Source organism: Acinetobacter higginsii, assembly GCF_000369845.1.
Classification (GTDB): Bacteria; Pseudomonadota; Gammaproteobacteria; order Pseudomonadales; family Moraxellaceae; genus Acinetobacter; species Acinetobacter higginsii.
In genome coordinates this window covers 31,316-48,376 of record NZ_KB850222.1, presented here as the reverse complement: position 1 = coordinate 48,376, position 17,061 = coordinate 31,316, and the positions used below count along the sequence as shown (strand labels likewise).

At 40.0% G+C, this 17,061-nt stretch carries 17 protein-coding genes, 2 tRNA genes and 1 other RNA gene; 8 read left to right on the top strand and 12 right to left on the bottom strand.

All coding sequences use genetic code 11. From position 1 onward, the window contains the following. Positions 1-78 precede the first annotated feature (78 nt). The 4 genes from fusA to F885_RS05115 form a co-directional block, all read right to left on the bottom strand. Positions 79-2,217 carry an elongation factor G gene (fusA, locus tag F885_RS05100; RefSeq protein ID WP_005205454.1) on the bottom strand — a complete coding sequence of 713 codons (2,139 nt, stop codon included), beginning with the start codon at positions 2,215-2,217 and terminating at the stop codon, positions 79-81. Between the two features lie 177 nt (positions 2,218-2,394). Further along, positions 2,395-2,865 (bottom strand): 30S ribosomal protein S7, encoded by a 471-nt coding sequence (gene rpsG, locus F885_RS05105; protein ID WP_004655203.1) that lies wholly within the window; start codon positions 2,863-2,865, stop codon positions 2,395-2,397. 159 nt (positions 2,866-3,024) lie between these two features. Next, a complete protein-coding gene (gene rpsL / locus F885_RS05110; RefSeq protein ID WP_004648013.1) occupies positions 3,025-3,399 on the bottom strand; it encodes a 30S ribosomal protein S12 in 375 nt (124 codons plus the stop codon). A gap of 160 nt (positions 3,400-3,559) precedes the next feature. Beyond that, positions 3,560-4,891 (bottom strand): EcsC family protein, encoded by a 1,332-nt coding sequence (locus F885_RS05115; RefSeq protein WP_005321425.1) that lies wholly within the window; start codon positions 4,889-4,891, stop codon positions 3,560-3,562. 291 nt (positions 4,892-5,182) lie between these two features. On the opposite strand from F885_RS05115, the gene F885_RS05120 reads away from it, so the two are divergent. Beyond that, positions 5,183-6,412 carry a beta-ketoacyl-ACP synthase II gene (locus F885_RS05120; protein ID WP_004805136.1) on the top strand — a complete coding sequence of 410 codons (1,230 nt, stop codon included), beginning with the start codon at positions 5,183-5,185 and terminating at the stop codon, positions 6,410-6,412. Positions 6,413-6,433: 21 nt separating this feature from the next. After that, complete coding sequence (locus F885_RS05125) at positions 6,434-6,886, top strand: CopD family protein (RefSeq protein WP_005321413.1); 453 nt, start codon at positions 6,434-6,436, stop codon at positions 6,884-6,886. Between the two features lie 79 nt (positions 6,887-6,965). On the opposite strand, the gene F885_RS05130 is transcribed toward F885_RS05125, so the two are convergent. Both F885_RS05130 and F885_RS05135 read right to left on the bottom strand, forming a co-directional pair. Further along, positions 6,966-7,361 carry a hypothetical protein gene (locus F885_RS05130; RefSeq protein WP_005205457.1) on the bottom strand — a complete coding sequence of 132 codons (396 nt, stop codon included), beginning with the start codon at positions 7,359-7,361 and terminating at the stop codon, positions 6,966-6,968. A 55-nt stretch (positions 7,362-7,416) separates the two neighbouring features. Further along, the gene (locus tag F885_RS05135; RefSeq protein WP_032859681.1) at positions 7,417-8,142 is read right to left on the bottom strand and encodes a tetratricopeptide repeat protein; all 726 of its coding nucleotides are present in this window, start codon (positions 8,140-8,142) and stop codon (positions 7,417-7,419) included. Between the two features lie 77 nt (positions 8,143-8,219). Between F885_RS05135 and F885_RS05140 the strand changes: the two genes are divergently transcribed. Then, complete coding sequence (locus tag F885_RS05140; protein ID WP_005321396.1) at positions 8,220-8,756, top strand: hypothetical protein; 537 nt, start codon at positions 8,220-8,222, stop codon at positions 8,754-8,756. Between the two features lie 44 nt (positions 8,757-8,800). Here the strand turns inward: F885_RS05140 and F885_RS21060 are convergent, their stop codons facing one another. Beyond that, the gene (locus F885_RS21060) at positions 8,801-8,962 is read right to left on the bottom strand and encodes a hypothetical protein (protein WP_004805126.1); all 162 of its coding nucleotides are present in this window, start codon (positions 8,960-8,962) and stop codon (positions 8,801-8,803) included. Between the two features lie 723 nt (positions 8,963-9,685). On the opposite strand from F885_RS21060, the gene F885_RS05145 reads away from it, so the two are divergent. Together F885_RS05145 and F885_RS05150 are read left to right on the top strand one after the other, a co-directional pair. After that, complete coding sequence (locus F885_RS05145; RefSeq protein WP_005321393.1) at positions 9,686-11,311, top strand: NAD+ synthase; 1,626 nt, start codon at positions 9,686-9,688, stop codon at positions 11,309-11,311. Then, positions 11,304-12,335, top strand: coding sequence for a hypothetical protein (locus tag F885_RS05150; protein WP_005321390.1), 1,032 nt, complete (start codon positions 11,304-11,306; stop codon positions 12,333-12,335). Before F885_RS05145 ends, F885_RS05150 begins: the two co-directional genes overlap by 8 nt. A gap of 112 nt (positions 12,336-12,447) precedes the next feature. Here the strand turns inward: F885_RS05150 and F885_RS05155 are convergent. The 5 genes from F885_RS05155 to coaD all read right to left on the bottom strand — a co-directional run bounded on the left by F885_RS05155 (position 12,448) and on the right by coaD (position 14,064). Beyond that, positions 12,448-12,524, bottom strand: a tRNA-Met gene (locus F885_RS05155). Positions 12,525-12,787: 263 nt separating this feature from the next. Continuing rightward, positions 12,788-12,864, bottom strand: a tRNA-Met gene (locus F885_RS05160). A 61-nt stretch (positions 12,865-12,925) separates the two neighbouring features. Then, positions 12,926-13,281: RNase P RNA component class A (gene rnpB, locus F885_RS20370), an RNA gene on the bottom strand. 26 nt (positions 13,282-13,307) lie between these two features. Beyond that, positions 13,308-13,571: a YfhL family 4Fe-4S dicluster ferredoxin gene (locus F885_RS05165; protein ID WP_005321387.1), complete on the bottom strand. Its 264-nt coding sequence runs from the start codon at positions 13,569-13,571 to the stop codon at positions 13,308-13,310. Position 13,572: 1 nt separating this feature from the next. Then, positions 13,573-14,064: a pantetheine-phosphate adenylyltransferase gene (coaD, locus tag F885_RS05170; protein ID WP_004805114.1), complete on the bottom strand. Its 492-nt coding sequence runs from the start codon at positions 14,062-14,064 to the stop codon at positions 13,573-13,575. 315 nt (positions 14,065-14,379) lie between these two features. On the opposite strand from coaD, the gene F885_RS05175 reads away from it, so the two are divergent. The 3 genes from F885_RS05175 to F885_RS05185 all read left to right on the top strand — a co-directional run bounded on the left by F885_RS05175 (position 14,380) and on the right by F885_RS05185 (position 17,055). After that, complete coding sequence (locus tag F885_RS05175; RefSeq protein WP_005321385.1) at positions 14,380-15,594, top strand: tyrosine-type recombinase/integrase; 1,215 nt, start codon at positions 14,380-14,382, stop codon at positions 15,592-15,594. A gap of 62 nt (positions 15,595-15,656) precedes the next feature. Then, the gene (locus F885_RS05180; RefSeq protein ID WP_005321382.1) at positions 15,657-16,301 is read left to right on the top strand and encodes an SOS response-associated peptidase; all 645 of its coding nucleotides are present in this window, start codon (positions 15,657-15,659) and stop codon (positions 16,299-16,301) included. Positions 16,302-16,428: 127 nt separating this feature from the next. After that, positions 16,429-17,055 (top strand): LexA family protein, encoded by a 627-nt coding sequence (locus tag F885_RS05185; protein WP_005321379.1) that lies wholly within the window; start codon positions 16,429-16,431, stop codon positions 17,053-17,055. Positions 17,056-17,061 lie beyond the last annotated feature (6 nt).

The following is a 17,061-nucleotide window of genomic DNA, read 5'->3' as shown; positions in this document are numbered from 1 at the left end:
ATAAACTGCTCATGAGGGTCGCCCATGAGCACTTGGTTTTTTAACTAAATTTAGTTGGGTAATATAGTAATCGAAAGATTACTCGTCGTCACCTTTTTTACCGCCAGCTTGGAACTTAGCGATGATGCCTTCAGCCACGTTACGTGGTGTTTCAGCGTATTTAGCGAATTCCATAGAATAAGTCGCACGACCTTGAGACATAGAACGCATTTGAGTCGCGTAACCAAACATCTCAGCCAATGGAACTTCTGCTTTAATTGCTTTTGTTCCACCAGGAAGATCGTCCATACCTTGAACCATACCACGACGACGGTTTAAGTCACCCATGATATCGCCCATGTAGTCTTCTGGAGTTTCTACTTCAACTTTCATGATTGGTTCAAGAAGGATAGGATCAGCTTTCATGAAACCGTCACGGAAAGCGTATGAACCAGCCATTTTGAACGACAATTCGTCAGAGTCGACATCGTGGTAAGAACCATCAAATAATGTCGCTTTGATACCCACAACAGGGTAACCAGCCAATACACCATTCTTCATACGTTCTTGAATACCTTTATCAACCGCACCAAAGAATTCTTTAGGTACTGTACCGCCGACAACTTCTTCAGCGAATTGGTATTCTTTACCAGCTTCTTCAACATCCATAGGCTCTAAACGAACATATACATGACCGAATTTACCTTTACCACCTGTTTGACGAACAAACTTACCTTCTTGCTCAACAGACTTTTTGATCGTTTCACGGTAAGCAACCATTGGTTTACCAATGTTCGCTTCAACACCGAATTCACGCTTCATACGGTCAACGATGATGTCAAGGTGAAGCTCACCCATACCAGCAATAATTGTTTGACCAGATTCTTCGTCTGTACGAACGCGGAACGATGGATCTTCTTTCGCCAAACGACCTAAAGCAATTGACATTTTTTCTTGGTCAGCTTTAGTTTTTGGTTCAACAGCCAATGAAATTACTGGCTCTGGGAATTCCATACGCTCAAGAGTAATGATGTTTTTCTCATCACATAATGTATCACCCGTAGTAACGTCTTTAAGACCTACACACGCTGCGATATCACCTGCACGGATTTCTTCAAGATCTTGACGTTCGTTCGCGTGCATTTGCACGATACGACCGATACGTTCACGCTTAGACTTAACTGGGTTATAAACCGGATCACCTTGTTTAAGAACACCAGAATAAACACGTACGAATGTTAAGTTACCTACGAACTTATCGTTCATGATTTTGAACGCAAGTGCAGAGAACGGTGCTTCGTCAGATGCTTCACGAGATGCTTTAGTTTCATCTTTGTCGTCAAGAATACCTTCAATCGCTTTAACTTCTGTAGGAGAAGGCAAGAATTGAATTACAGCATCCAACATACGTTGAACACCTTTGTTCTTGAACGCTGAACCACAAAGCATAACTTGGATTTCAGAAGCCAATGTACGTGTACGAAGACCAGCGATGATTTCTTCTTTAGAAAGATCACCTTCTTCCAAGTACTTGTCCATTAGCTCTTCAGATGCTTCAGCCGCAGCTTCAACCATCTTAGTACGCCATTCTTGAGAAATCTCAACGAGGTCAGCAGGAATATCACCGTATTCGAACTTCATACCTTGAGATGCTTCATCCCAGATAATCGCTTTCATTTCGATAAGGTCAACAACACCTGTGAACGTATCTTCTGCACCGATTGGCACAACGATAGGCACAGGATTACCACCTAAACGAGTTTTAACTTGCTCAACAGCACGGAAGAAGTTTGCACCAGTACGGTCCATCTTGTTCACGAATGCTAAACGAGGCACTTTATATTTGTTCGCTTGACGCCATACAGTTTCAGACTGAGGCTGTACACCACCAACTGCACAGTAAACCATGCACGCACCGTCAAGAACACGCATAGAACGTTCAACTTCGATTGTGAAGTCTACGTGTCCCGGTGTATCAATTACGTTGATACGGTGTTGTTGGAATTGGTTAGCCATACCAGACCAGAAACAAGTTGTAGCAGCAGAGGTAATTGTAATACCACGCTCTTGCTCTTGTTCCATCCAGTCCATTGTTGCTGCACCATCGTGTACTTCACCAATTTTGTGAGATACACCTGTGTAGAACAAAATACGTTCAGTTGTAGTTGTTTTACCTGCGTCAATGTGCGCAGAAATACCGATGTTACGGTAATTACTAATTGGGGTTTGGCGAGCCATGATGTCTACATTCCTAAATGTTATATTTAAAACAGGACGCACCAATTAAATTGATGCGCACGAATATCCAAGCAGGCAACTTAAATACCCGCAAAGCCCCCACTTTGGTAAAGAGCGATGTTGAATCGAGCCGCGGTACGCATGAATATTCTCCTGATTAGGGACTGTTTTATCCGCTTAGAAACGGTAGTGAGAGAAGGCTTTGTTGGCTTCAGCCATACGATGCACGTCTTCACGTTTTTTGATCGCTGCACCTTTACCTTCAGCTGCATCAAGCAACTCACCAGCAAGACGTAAAGCCATCGTTTTTTCAGAACGCTTAGCAGCAGCATCTACTAACCAACGCATAGCTAGAGCAGTACGACGGGATGGGCGTACTTCCATAGGTACTTGATAAGTAGCACCACCAACACGGCGTGCTTTTACTTCAACCATAGGACGAACTTTTTCAAGAGTAGTCTCGAAAAATTCAACCGGGTCTACTTTGTTTTTTTCTTGAACGCGGTCTAAAGCACCGTAAACGATACTTTCAGCAATAGATTTTTTACCATCTTGCATTACGTGGTTCATGAATTTAGCGATTGTTTGGCTGCTAAATTTTGGATCTGGAAGGATCTCACGAGCAGCGACTACGCGACGTCTTGGCATTTTAATACACCTAATAATATGACACTTCAGGATAATCCAGCAGTTTGTACGAGTGTCATGTACTTTCGCTGGCCTTACTATACGTCGCTTGAATTACAAAACTATGAAGAATTCAAACAAGCGAAACGCTAAAGGGTTGTTTGGACTAGTTTCCTAGAATTACTTCTTAGGACGCTTAGTACCGTATTTAGAACGTGACTGGTTACGATCTTTAACGCCAGCACAGTCTAAAGAACCACGAACGGTATGGTAACGTACACCTGGTAAGTCTTTAACACGACCACCACGGATAAGAACAACACTGTGCTCTTGTAGGTTATGACCTTCACCACCGATATAGCTAGATACTTCAAAACCTGAAGTTAAGCGAACACGGCAAACCTTACGCATTGCTGAGTTAGGTTTTTTAGGTGTAGTAGTATAAACACGTGTACATACACCACGACGTTGTGGACAAGCCTTCAACGCAGGAACTTTAGATTTTTCAATCAAAGTTGTACGACCCTTACGGATCAACTGATTTGTTGTTGCCATTTGGCAATTCTCCCGTTATTAAACAACCTTAAAAAAAGGAAAGAACCTCTTTTTAAGGGCACATAATTGTAAGCTAAGAAGTAAAAATGGTCAACATTTGAAGTGTCGACCATTTCTGATGTTTGTTGTGTTTTTTATGTCTAAAACATTACAGCCAGATTTAGCTATGTTTTGTTGAGGCAGGTTCTATATCAATTGATTTTTGCTCAGCCTCAATATCCTCAAAAGTTTCATCTTGCTGTACTTTTAATGCTGGCTGTTGTTCCGCATGGGGATGTTCAACCACATGCTGTTCTGCAAGCTGCTGAATTCCCTCTTCTACCTTGTCACCCACAGCGACTGTCGAAGCTTTATTTGCTTTCACTTGAACCGTCACTTTAGTAATCACATCATTCTGTTCATCTGATGCTGTGGTTTTGTTGGCTTCTGCCGCTGCACTTAATAAACGTGGGCTCGCCTTTTTCAATAAAGCTTCCGCCTTAAAATATGCATCTAGTGGCGAAATTTTTTCATGGGGATGTTCATTAATATAGAAGCGAGCTGCACCAAAAATAGATTGCGATTTGTGCCCAACATCCTCTAATAGTCTCCAACTATAGAAACCACCTAGCGCTGCACCTGCAACAGGTGTCAATTTACTAAGCACAGAAGCTTGAGGAATCCGATTGAGCCAGTTCCATTTAAACTCACCACTTTCATCCACTAGCCATTTTTTCACCAACTCAATATCATTATTTGAACCTAACAATTGCTGAAACTGTTGCAAATCATGCGTTTCCAACATGGATTTCAACGCTTTTAACGCAACTAACAAGGTTTGTTTTTCCGCAACTAAACTCAAATCAATTTCTTTAAAGATGAAAGCAACAATTTCTTGATCTGTATCCTCAGATAAATCAAAACCATGTGAACGACCAGTTTGATAAATCGTTCTCAAGGTCAAAACAATAGATGCTGGAATATCGATCGCTGCACCCCAGACTCCCGTTGCACCTGTAATCGCTCCTTGTGCTGCAGCCAATAATTTATTTTGCTCAATTAATGCCTGACTTAGGCGCTGTGAACGTCCTGTATCTGTGGTCAGTTCCATAATATCTTTGACCCCTGCTTCCTCAAGGATTTTTTCAGTCAAAGAACTATTTGAACTAAACTCATTTAACCATTGGAATAAATAGTCTGAGACCTTATCACCCAAATCTGGTGATACAAACGAAGCCACACTATTCACTCGGTTATAATGACGACCTAACAATTGATGAGATAGTTTTGGAAATTGTTGACGTAGCATTTGCTGAGGATTTTCGTATTTTTCGACCTCAAATGGACTTTTGAAACGTGCTTTTCCTTCAACAATATTGGATGAATTCGCGAGTTCCGCACCCGATGTGGTTGGGGCAACTTGAAATTTCTGCAATTCTGAACTGAGCTTTTTAGCCACTCCAAAGGCTTGTGCAAATAAACCTGAAGATTGCTTGTTTTTAGATTTTGTCATCAAGTACCTCTGTTGTGTAATCTGTGCATTTCTAGGTAAATACTAGGTTGAATGCAGATTTATCTCAACTTTTATCTGTGTTCTTTCTTTACGTTTCGTCACAACATCGCGAATATTTACGAATATTTACACAACTGGAAATAGGCATAAGATTTGCCATAAGAAATAAAAAACCTTTCTGCTATCATGGTGTCATTCACTCATAAGCCATTTTAATCGTTATTTTTCTCCTGATCTGTATTCATAGCGAGATGCACAGGGCTTAAGTATTACCATAAAAGGGATCTGTAAATGAAACGTGTTGTAATCACTGGTATGGGCATTAACTCATGTATCGGTAACTCTTTAGAAGAGGTCACTCATTCTTTAAAAAATGGAATCTCAGGCACACGTTTAAATCCAACTTATGCAGAACTGAATTTCAAAAGCCATGTCAGCGCTGCAGCTGAACAGGATTTTGATGGTATTGATCGCAAACTGAAACGCTTTATGGGCGTCTGTGCGATGTATGCGTATAACGCAGCTGTCGCAGCTGTTGAACATGCTGGACTGAAACAAGAAGATTTGGCAAACAATCCACGTTACGGTATCGCTGGCGGTTCTGGTGGTAACTCAACTGCATCTGTTGCAGAAATGATCAAACTGTTAGAGGAAAAAGGCGCGCGTAAAATCGGTCCTTTCTTTGTACCTCGCAATATGAGTAACACCATTACTGCGAATGTTGGCGTTGCATTTAAACTGCAAGGTGTAGCGCACTCGATTACCAGCGCATGTGCAACGTCTGCTGATGCGATTGGTTATGCCTATAACCTCATTCAATTAGGTAAACAAGATTTAATGCTTGCTGGCGGTGGTGAAGAAGATCACTGGTCACAAAGCTTATTGTTTGATGCGATGGGCGCATTGTGTTCAAAATACAATGACACACCTGAAACTGCATCACGTCCATACTCAAAAGACCGTGACGGTTTCGTCATTGCTGGTGGTGGTGGTTTCGTGGTGCTTGAGTCACTTGAACATGCGCAAGCACGTGGTGCAAACATTTTAGCTGAAGTGATTGGCTATGCTGCAAACAGTGATGGTGCTGACATGGTTGCGCCAAGTGGTGAAGGTGCAACACGTTGTATCATCATGGCGTTGGATGAAGCAAAACAGCATGGTGTAGAGCAAATTGACTATGTCAACACACACGGTACTTCAACACCAGCGGGTGACGTAACTGAGCTTAAAGCAATGGAACGTGCATTTGGTGAAGGACAAGTTCCACCACTCAGCTCGACCAAATCGATGACGGGTCATAGCTTAGGTGCTGCGGGCGTTCAGGAAGCAATTTATTCTGTCTTGATGATGCAAAATGACTTTATTGCGCCAAACATCAACGTGACTGAGCTTGATGAAGGCGCACAAGGTTTCGATATTGTACTTGAAAAACGTGATGCAAAACTGAATACTGTCATGAGTAACAGTTTTGGCTTTGGCGGTGTTAACGCCTGCCTTATTTTCAAGAAGTGGGACGCATAATCCCATTTAGCAGGATTATCGATGGATGCACCTTCTGATGCTTTCTTATGGGTAAAAGCATTACATATTATTGCTGTGGTTTGCTGGTTCGCTGCATTGTTCTACTTACCACGCCTTTATGTCTACCATGCCATGAGTGAAGATGTAGTGAGTCATCAACGCTTTGAAGTCATGGAACGTAAGTTGTATCGCGGTATTATGTGGCCGTCTATGATTGCCACACTTATTACCGCCCACTTTCTGGTTGATTGGGGCGATGCAACCCGACATTATCATGAAGCTTTATGGTTCTACCTTAAAGTCGGTCTAGTCGGTTTATTGGTGATTTACCATTTTGTTTGTGGTTATTACCGTAAAAAACTGATTGGCAATGCTCACTATAAATCACACAAGTTTTGGCGCTTCTTTAATGAGATGCCGACCTTGATCTTATTTGCAGTGGTGATTTTAGTCGTAGTAAAACCTCAGTTCTAAGACAACAAGTCTTGTTTTCTAATGCTGTAATTTTCTTCAAAAACAATTACAGCATTCGTTTCCGATCTAGGCATCCAGACTATAAACAGCTTATCCCCGTCAAATTCAAAGACACTTGCTCAAAATGTGTCTCTTTTTTTGTTTTCAGATTACGATAGCTTACGCCATAAAGAATATAGCCTTGCGACACAAAGGTATATTGCCCTGTCACTTTGCCATCAATCAGCTCATTCATGGTCTTATAAACTTCGGGCTGAGCGACTTCACCCATCTCAACCTCTTCAATATAGACTGGCTCAGAAAGCTTGATATCTTTGAGATAGGGATAATACTTAATCGTTTGTGTCTTTTGATATTGTGGTGAAACCAATAAAATTGATTTTTTGCCATTAGCAAAACAGTAATATTCATTACTTGCATAGGCCTGTACGCACACAGATAAAAACAGGCACAACCATAAAGTTTGTTTCATCATTCATTTCATCTCTTGCTGCAAATGATTGATCTATATTTCTGCGCTCGCCAGCAGATCATAAATATTTTTTTATTCTTAACGGGACTTTGTTGGATAAGCCCAACTTTTTCATTTGATCAGCATACATCATGTAATTTTTTCTGGCTTGACCTATATTTTTTAAAGCTAAATAAGCATCCGCTCGATTTAAGTAAGCCACAGTTCTATTCGGATCTAATTTTATGACATGGTTTAACAATCTTAATGAAGCATCATCATAACCCAATTGATAGAGGAAAAATGCAGAATCGTTTAGCTCTGCTGCATCCTGTTTTCTATAGGTAGATAATTGACAATCAATGCTCCCAACAATTTGCTGTATTTCAGAAACATCTCTTGTATTGAGTTGCTTTAACTGTTCCGAAGCTAGGTAGTGAAAGTAGTTAACCCCATCTTTGCCACCACCAATATCAGCCATCCAAACCGGTGTATGACTTTGTTTATCCCATTGTCCACTGCAACTGTTAGAAATCATGCTGGGTATGGTATCTAAAATCACGTTTCGGTTTTGATCAACAATAAGACACTGCGTCATTTCAGTTTCAGATGCATCCAAGATTGCAGCATAGTTGTATTGATTATTTTTATAAGCATCAATGGTTAAGAAAAAAAGCGTGCTATTAGCTTGTAACGCTTTCAATGGTGATCCCGTACAATTTTTATAGTGCTGTATGTCTAAATTTTCAAAAGCTGCGCAGCTCACCCAGCAGAGTGAAAAAACCATTAATTTAATGCTTCGCATACCAAAATTCACCCTGTTTAGTTTGCTTTTATTCTAGAATAAACCAGATCTTCACGTTTTTCAGATGCCTAGTTCAGATGAACAAACCAATACAGCATGCTCTACCAAAATTGAAAGCTCGATTCATTGCCAGCCTAATCTTTTACCTCAAAATGAATCAATTTCAATATCGTGGTTTGACGTCTGGTGAAATCGAAATGGCACGCCCTGTCTTTGGCGATCTTATCGATTATGCACAAATAAAGATTTTTAATATTCCCTACCTACCTTGGCAACCTACTAATATTTTTATGGCACCCAATGGCAATCTATTTGTGCATCAGAAATACTTTAGCCCTGACTATTCAACATGCTCCACATCCTTGCAGGGAATCTTTATTCACGAACTAGCGCATATTTTACAGTTTCAGCAAGGAATCAATGTGGTTGTTAAAGGTGCAATCCTTCAAGTTGGCTATTACCTCAGTTTTAAGCAATACAATCCATATCGATATCAATTTATAAAAAACAAAGCCTTTTCTAGTTATAACATCGAACAACAAGGTGATATTGCACGAGATGTGTTTTTCCACAAAATCCCCAACATTATTCTAAAAAATAAAAAAGCCCTGTAAGTTTTAACTACAGAGCTTTTTAAGTAAGCATTGTGCAAGAAAAATTATGCAGCAGTGCCTTTTTGAGTTTCAGTATTAAGTTCATGACTATCATCCATATCAGTCGTAAAATCTACACGCATCGCATCCTTAACAATCGTACCAATACGCCCAACACCAATAGCGAATACCAAGGCGATTACAGGCAATAAAATTGTTGAAGTCATAATTTCGCACCTCTTTATTTAAAATGACTATTTAAAAACTAGGTTAGGCCTGCTGATCTTGTTCGCGAAACATTACTGTTCCAATACGACCAACAACCACAGCTAAACCAAAAGCAATTACAGGAAATAATAAAACTGACATTGTTGTTACCTCTTCATTTTACGTGCTTGGTTACACTTGATGAGTATCAAAGTGCACATCCGTTCACATTAATTAGGATAATAGCAGTGCACAAATGTACACTCAAGTGTCGCAAAGATATTCCCGATAAACGGTATAAAAAACACACAATATAATTTCAAACTATTGAAAAATAACATTTTTTTAAAAAAGTACAACTGTTTTAAATATTTTTTAAATGTAAAGTAAAAGCCTAAAGTTGTTCTTTTTTCTCAATTTTTTATTGTTTGTTGATCTTGTAATTAGGGTGTCATGCTTACATGCGAAAATGACATGAAAAAAACTTTATATGACTCTATTCAATTTATTTATAATCATGCACCATAATCACGCAAACATTGAGAAATGTTGCTGTTTTATACAGAAAAACTTGTTATTTTTACGCAGAAAAATGTGCATTTAGTATATATTAGTAAACTTGTCATTTTTCTTTAAGATATAAAATGTTTGGCGCCATGATATACACTTGTTTTAAATAATTATACCCATATAAATCAACAGCTTGTATATCAGAACTTGTTAAGACTTAGGATTAGGTTTGAATGAAAAATTTTAAAGTTGCCCTTGCTCAATTCTCTCCGCACATTGGCAATATTGATGCAAATACTCAAAAGATGGTTGAGCAAGCAAATTTAGCGAAACAACAACAGGCTGATTTGATCATCTTCCCTGAACTTTCTACGCTTGGTTACCCTGCTGAAGACCTATTACTCCGCCCAAATCTACAAAAGCGCACTCAAAAAGCGTTTGCCCAATTAAGCGAAGTAAAAGATATCTTGATGGTATTCGGTTTTGTGCACCAAACTGAGGATGGTCATCGCTATAACTCTGCTGCTGTCATGAAAGACGGGCAAGTTTTAGGTGTTTATAACAAACAAAACCTGCCAAATTATGGCGTGTTCGATGAGAAACGCTATTTCCAAGAAGGTCATCAACATCTTGTTTTTGAATATCTAGGCCATAAATTCGGTGTCTTGATTTGTGAAGATGTTTGGTCACTGAATACCGTTAAACAACTCAGTCAATTGAATGTTGAAACAGTTCTGGTCTTAAATGCTTCACCGTATGAAGTGGGCAAACCACAACACCGCATTCAAACCCTCAATGAACTTGCAAAACAATTGAGTCTAAATATTGTCTATGTCAACCAAGTGGGTGGACAAGACGACCTTATTTTTGATGGTTCAAGCTTTGTCAGCAATAATAGCGGCCAACTTGCACTGCAAGTACCAAGCTTTCAAGAAGCGCTTGCTTACGCTGAATATGATGCAGAACAAAAACAGTTCAAAGCAACTGATACGATTCCTACATTAGAAACTTTTGCCGAGATTTATCAAGCCTTAGTGATGGCAACACGTGACTACGTGCAACGCTCTGGCTTCCCAGGTGTGATTCTTGGCTTATCTGGCGGAATCGATTCAGCTTTAACATTGGCCATTGCGGTTGATGCCATTGGTGCAGATAAAGTACAAGCTGTGATGATGCCCTATACCTACACCTCACAAATGAGTGTAGAAGACGCAACTGAACAAGCACGTCGTATGGGCGTCACCTTTGGTATTGCCGAGATTCACCCAATCGTAAATAGCTTCATGCAAACCTTGTTCCCATTCTTTGGTAATACCCCTGCTGATGCAACTGAAGAAAATTTACAAGCACGTACTCGCGGTACTTTACTGATGGGTTTATCTAATAAATTTGGTAATCTCGTGCTATCTACAGGCAACAAGTCTGAAATCTCGGTAGGCTATTGCACCCTCTATGGCGATATGGTTGGTGGTTTTTCAGTGCTGAAAGACGTGTATAAAACCATTGTATTTGAATTAGCAAAATACCGTAACACGCTTGAAGAAACACCTGTGATTCCAGAACGTGTGATTACTCGTCCACCATCAGCAGAACTTCGTCCAGATCAAAAAGACCAAGATTCATTACCTGCTTATGATGTACTTGATGCCATCTTATATGCTTATATTGAAGAAGATCTCAGCCAAGCAGATATTATCGCCAAAGGCTACGAAGCTGAAGTGGTCGAAAAAGTCATTCGCTTGGTAGATCGTAATGAATACAAGCGTCGTCAGGGCGCGATTGGACCACGTATTAGTTCACGTGCCTTCAGTCGTGAGCGACGCTACCCGATCGTCAATGGATGGACCGCGAATGACTGAAAAAATTGTTTCTGAAAAGTCACAATTACTTGCTCAAGCTTTAATGCTTGAGCAAGTTTCATTTTATAAAAATCAACTCACCACTCAACTTTCTGTTGATTTTTTCCAGCAATTTATTCAACTTTTTCTCCAACATGCACCTAATATTCAGCTCAAGGAAGTGGTTGAATTAGAACAAATTCAGGCGGTTGTAAAACGCTATGCATTTGAAATGCAACTCGGTGCAGGTCTATTAGAATTTATTGGAGAAATTGCACAAAGACTGCATGTCTTTTCTTTACAGTCATCTGCACAGTTACAAGACGTATTCTCAGATCACCAGTTTGAAATGTGGCTATCCAAGTTTTTAGAGCTGGAAAATATTCGCCATTATTTAAATCAGTTTTTAAAAGAAAGCCCTTCGATTCAGCAGTTGTGCCAATACATCGCCACCACAACACTACAAAACAAATTACCAAAATTATTTGCTCAGTCAGATGAAGCGCATATTTCTGAAAGCAAATACGAATGGCAACAAAAACTAAAAAGCTTTTCGCATCGCCAACAGCAGCGTATTGAACAAAAGATTGAAGAAAGTATTGGTCGATTCATTCAAGAACAACTAGTTGATCTCAGCTTGCTTTCAAATGATGACCTTGAGAGCCTTGCGCGCAATATCTGGGACGACAACAAAACCCAGCCTTTATCTGAATATACCAAGCAAGTCACGCCACTGGATGTGGAAGAATTCTTTGTGATGATCTATGAGTATTGGAAAGAGTTACGCCAATCCTCTTTTATACAAGATCTAATCTTATACGGCGTGAAAGTGTTTTATGACTTCTATAAAGATGAAAGTTTGGAAGATGTTTTTGCTGCAATCGGTATAGAAGAAACAGATCTACTCAATGAAGCGGTACGCTTCTATCCTAAAGTCGTGGTGGCTTTAGATGAACATGATGTACTCGAGCCGATCATTACCCTCATTTTAAAACCGTTTTATGAAAGTCCTCAAACTTTAGCGACCATCGAAAAACATTTATAAAAAACAAAGCCTGTAAATAAATGAGTTATTTACAGGCTTTTGCACATCTGATGAATTATTTTTACGTAATAAGCAGATAAAAAGAAACCACGCAGGAGCGTGGTTTTTAAAATGGTGGCTATGACGAGACTTGAACTTGTGACCCCCGCATTATGAGTGCGGTGCTCTAACCAACTGAGCTACATAGCCGTAAACTGTGTGCGCATTATCTAGTTTTCGATTCAGTTGGTCAAGTCTATGACCTTGAAAATATAGAACATATGAACAGTTTTTATGCTATCAGCCATCAATTGATCAAATTTCAACAGATCTCTGCTACAACGACAAAATTGAGTCATGAATGAGCTTTTATTCAATTAAAAATAACCAGAGAACCTAGTGTCAAAAGATTGTTTTGAAGATTACAAAAACTACAGACAAAAAGAGACCACGCAGGAGCGTGGTCTATAAAATGGTGGCTATGACGAGACTTGAACTTGTGACCCCCGCATTATGAGTGCGGTGCTCTAACCAACTGAGCTACATAGCCGAAAACTGTGGGCGCATTATCTTAACTTTCAATACACACGTCAAGCACAATTTTAAAAAATTTGAGAAGTGGGCCTATAAGCCGGGTTCTGTCGAGGACGATCATTCCTCTAGGCGTACAATCACTCATACGCTCAAGCGACCTACCCGAATCCAGCACGGGCCGTGCCTCAGGATTCCTATTTGGTCTTGCTTCTGGTGGGGTTTACCTTGCCGTGAACTGTTACCAGACACGCGGTGCGCTCTTACCGCACCCTTTCACCCTTACCTCACGAATGAGGCGGTCTACTCTCTGCTGCACTTGCCGTCGGCTTTCGCCGCCCAGGCGTTACCTGGCACCTTGCCCTATGAAGCCCGGACTTTCCTCCCCTGTTTCAGTCACGGAGACCTCCACAGCAGCGACCGTCCAGCCCACTTCGTGGCGCATCTTATCAAAGATCGAAATTAATTGCTCGCATTTTTTTGCGCAGTTAACTTTTTGTATTTCGCCATCAAGTCATCATGCGATTCGACATGTTGCGGATCGAGCGGAATACAATCAACTGGACAAAACAACTGACACTGTGGCTGATCATGATGACCGATGCATTCTGTACAGAGTGCAGGATCGATCTCATAAATCAGCTCACCCATATAAATGGCTTCATTGGGACAAACAGGTTCACAGACATCACAGTTAATGCATTCATCTGTAATATATAAAGACACGCTACCAACCTTGTTGATGTTTACGTTCAAAGGCCTCAACCACAATGGCAGGCACAAATTTGGTCACATCACCTTTTAAACGAGCAATTTCTCTTACCAATGTCGATGAGATAAATGAATATTGCTCAGAGGGAGTTAAAAAGACTGATTCAAAATGTGGATCAAGTTGACGGTTCATATTCGCCAATTGAAATTCATATTCAAAATCAGAAATTGCTCTTAAACCACGGAGTACGGCTGTTGCACGCTGTTCACGGAAGAAATTAACCAGTAAACCATCAAAACCAACAAACTCAACATTGGTCAAATGACTCAATGATGCTTTGGCTAATTCAACACGCTCTTCTAAACTAAACACAGGATTTTTATGATGACCAATCGCGATTGCAACCACAACTTCATCAAACATTTTTGATGCTCGTGCAACCAAATCAACATGTCCATTGGTAATTGGATCGAAAGTCCCCGGATAAATCACACGTGTTTTAGACATGCGTTGTACTCTAGTTAATGAGATAAGGAGCGTATTTTAACAAATCTTGGCTCTAAACGCGAAATTCCTAAACATTGGAAAAAGGTTGCGTTTTACGGCACAATAGCTGTAATTGTGGAAGTTTAGATTATGGCGCAAGCAACAGTTGTAAAAAATAATACGTGTTTAAGTTTCTTACAATTCTTTATAGTTCCTTTTATTTTCATAACTAATTGATAAATAATAATTGATGTTCCTTTTAGTTCTTTTTAGTTTGTTTTAATTCACAATAAAAACGGGTAATAATACGGGTAACATTTACTATGATTACCTGTAATGGCTGCTGTAAAACTATCAGATGTAAAAATTAAAACCTTAAAGCCTAAAGATAAGGTTTATCGGATCCTTGATGCTGATCGACTCTATATTGAGATAAGACCCACAGGTGCAAAGGTATGGCGGTTTAAGTTCGTCTTTCATGGCAAAGAGTCATCGATGAGCTTAGGTGAATACCCATCTATTAGCCTTGCTGATGCACGTGCATTGAAAGATGAGATGCGGGCCAAATTAGCCAAAGGAATCCACCCAGTCGAGGATCGAAAAAATATTAAAGCACAAGCTATGGCTGAAACTTTAAATACATTTGATTCAATTGCAGCCGAATTCAAATTAAAACGAATGGTATCTAAATCAGAAATATACCAGGAGAAATTTGACGTTGCTTTAAAAAAAGATATTTCACCTATTATTGGAAAAAAGAATGTTAGTGATGTGACTGCAGCTGATGTACTTAAAATTTTAAACAATACTGTCGATCGTGTTGTGAAAGAATCAAATGGTAGATTTACTGGCGCATCTGCTGCACTTGAGAATAGAAGATTCCTTGGGGCTGTGATTCGGTATGCTATTGCAACACTGCGAGCCGAGAATGATCCAACATATGCTGTCCGTGATGTAATCAAAAGACCCCGCGTCAATCATGCGAGAGCATTGACTAAAGAAGAAAGGTTCAAGGCTAGATCAAGCCTTCCCAAATACAATGGAACTCAAACTGTAAAAAATGCAGGTTTTATTCTTTTATATACGATGCTACGTGCTGTTGAGATACGGAAGATGGAATGGTCATGGGTAGACTTTGAGTCAAAATTAATTACGTTCCCTATTGAGGTTATGAAAAAAGCCAGGGTTCATGTACTACCAATCTCGGATCAAGTCTTAAATATTTTAAAACAACAATATGAAATTTCAGGGGGTGAAGCGTTGGTATTCCCTGCTATTTATAGCAAAAAAAATAACGGCATGCTGGCAAAAGAAACACTAAACAGTATGCTTGAATATATTGGTCTTAAAGGCGTAACTACACATGACTTTAGGGCTACAGCATCCACATTGTTATATGAAAAAGGATATGAGGAAGCTTGGGTAGAAAAACAATTGGCTCATTCTGAATCTAACAGGACTAAAGCTTCTTACGACCATTCTAAGCATTTAAAACCTAGGCGTAAGATGATGCAAGATTGGGCTGATATTGTGGATGGTTGGAAAGACTAACAAAATTTACAACCAAAATAACAAGCATTAAGTTCATAGTGATTATAAAAATGGAGGTTGCTATGTGCGCAAACTACGAACCCATCGCTCGAAGCCGAGCGCAATTACTCAATTTGCTTGAACCCACATTCGACTATAAAGCGGATCTATATCCAGGCTACGGCGGGCCTATTCTTATTGTAACCGAGCATGGTATTGAATGGCGGTCTGCCCGCTTTGGTCTAGTACCAAACTGGGCAGAGGATCTTAAAAAAGTGAAAAACACTTATAACGCTAGATCTGAGACGGTGGCCACTAAGCCAAGCTTTAAACACGCCTGGTCAAAGAATCAATTTTGTTTAATTCCAGTTGAGACCATCTTTGAGCCAAAGTATATCGACGGCAAGTCGCACTGGTACGGGATTTATCGTGAGGATGATATGCCTTTTACTGTCGCGGGTATTTACGAACACGCCACCGTAGAAGGCCAACCAATTATCTCAATGAGCATGCTTACGATCAATGCTGATGACCACCCATTCATGAAACAGTTTCACGCGCCAGATGATGAAAAACGATCGATTGTAGTGATACCCAAAGGAAGGCGTAATGATTGGCTTAGCTGCAGTCACGACCAAGCTAAGGACTTTTTGGTTGAGATGCCAGTTGATGAGTACACTGCAGCACCAAAATCGGATATGCATAAATTCCGACCAAACACACACTAACTAGCGACAACTTTTGACTTGTCCTTATTTATCCACATAATTTTAAATTTGAAATTCTAATGTCAAAGAATATATCCTAAAAAGGTAAATCAATTCCCAACACGCCTCGTAGCGTAGGAGTTAGAAAATGTCTAAGAAGTTGCCTATATACTTCTCTGATGGTGCCTGGTCGAGCTTACAAGAGCTCATGGGACCTGATGGGAAACCAAGCCCCACCGTTAATGCTGTTTTTGAACAGATCTCAATGCAAGCAGATCTGATTGATAAACTCGGCCTCACCCCTATCCTTCCAAAATCTAAAGCATCGATACCGATGTCATTAGAGCGTATCCCTGCAGGTCCTGCTTTCGCAACAAAAGATGATTTAGATACGACCGTAGATCTGAATGAATATCTCATTCATAACCCGATATCGTCATTCATAGCCCGAGTTGATAGCGAATCCATGTTAGGTGCTGGTCTTGAGGTAGATGATCCAATTATCATTGATCGCAGCATAGAAGCTGCCCATCAAGATATTGTAGTTGCATTAATCGATAATAAAGATTCCACGATTAAGCGACTCATGATCACTGCCAAAATGTCGAAAGCTGATATTAAAGAGATCTTTGGTGATGAGAATTACCCATTGCCTAAACTCTGGCTAAAAGCTGAAAATCCAGCGTATGAGCACATCATCCCTGCAGACAATCAGACTGTGGTTGTATGGGGTGTGGTGACATTCAACTTAAAGCGTATGCATTACCGCTCATAATAAGAA

What these genes read in the sequence shown, in the direction of transcription:
- fusA (WP_005205454.1), bottom strand. Translation starts at nt 2,217, where the DNA reads ATGGCTCGCCAAACCCCAATTAGTAATTACCGTAACATCGGTATTTCT.
- rpsG (WP_004655203.1), bottom strand. Translation starts at nt 2,865, where the DNA reads ATGCCAAGACGTCGCGTAGTCGCTGCTCGTGAGATCCTTCCAGATCCA.
- rpsL (WP_004648013.1), bottom strand. Translation starts at nt 3,399, where the DNA reads ATGGCAACAACAAATCAGTTGATCCGTAAGGGTCGTACAACTTTGATT.
- F885_RS05115 (WP_005321425.1), bottom strand. Translation starts at nt 4,891, where the DNA reads ATGACAAAATCTAAAAACAAGCAATCTTCAGGTTTATTTGCACAAGCC.
- F885_RS05120 (WP_004805136.1), top strand. Translation starts at nt 5,183, where the DNA reads ATGAAACGTGTTGTAATCACTGGTATGGGCATTAACTCATGTATCGGT.
- F885_RS05125 (WP_005321413.1), top strand. Translation starts at nt 6,434, where the DNA reads ATGGATGCACCTTCTGATGCTTTCTTATGGGTAAAAGCATTACATATT.
- F885_RS05130 (WP_005205457.1), bottom strand. Translation starts at nt 7,361, where the DNA reads ATGATGAAACAAACTTTATGGTTGTGCCTGTTTTTATCTGTGTGCGTA.
- F885_RS05135 (WP_032859681.1), bottom strand. Translation starts at nt 8,142, where the DNA reads ATGCGAAGCATTAAATTAATGGTTTTTTCACTCTGCTGGGTGAGCTGC.
- F885_RS05140 (WP_005321396.1), top strand. Translation starts at nt 8,220, where the DNA reads ATGAACAAACCAATACAGCATGCTCTACCAAAATTGAAAGCTCGATTC.
- F885_RS21060 (WP_004805126.1), bottom strand. Translation starts at nt 8,962, where the DNA reads ATGACTTCAACAATTTTATTGCCTGTAATCGCCTTGGTATTCGCTATT.
- F885_RS05145 (WP_005321393.1), top strand. Translation starts at nt 9,686, where the DNA reads ATGAAAAATTTTAAAGTTGCCCTTGCTCAATTCTCTCCGCACATTGGC.
- F885_RS05150 (WP_005321390.1), top strand. Translation starts at nt 11,304, where the DNA reads ATGACTGAAAAAATTGTTTCTGAAAAGTCACAATTACTTGCTCAAGCT.
- coaD (WP_004805114.1), bottom strand. Translation starts at nt 14,064, where the DNA reads ATGTCTAAAACACGTGTGATTTATCCGGGGACTTTCGATCCAATTACC.
- F885_RS05175 (WP_005321385.1), top strand. Translation starts at nt 14,380, where the DNA reads ATGGCTGCTGTAAAACTATCAGATGTAAAAATTAAAACCTTAAAGCCT.
- F885_RS05180 (WP_005321382.1), top strand. Translation starts at nt 15,657, where the DNA reads ATGTGCGCAAACTACGAACCCATCGCTCGAAGCCGAGCGCAATTACTC.
- F885_RS05185 (WP_005321379.1), top strand. Translation starts at nt 16,429, where the DNA reads ATGTCTAAGAAGTTGCCTATATACTTCTCTGATGGTGCCTGGTCGAGC.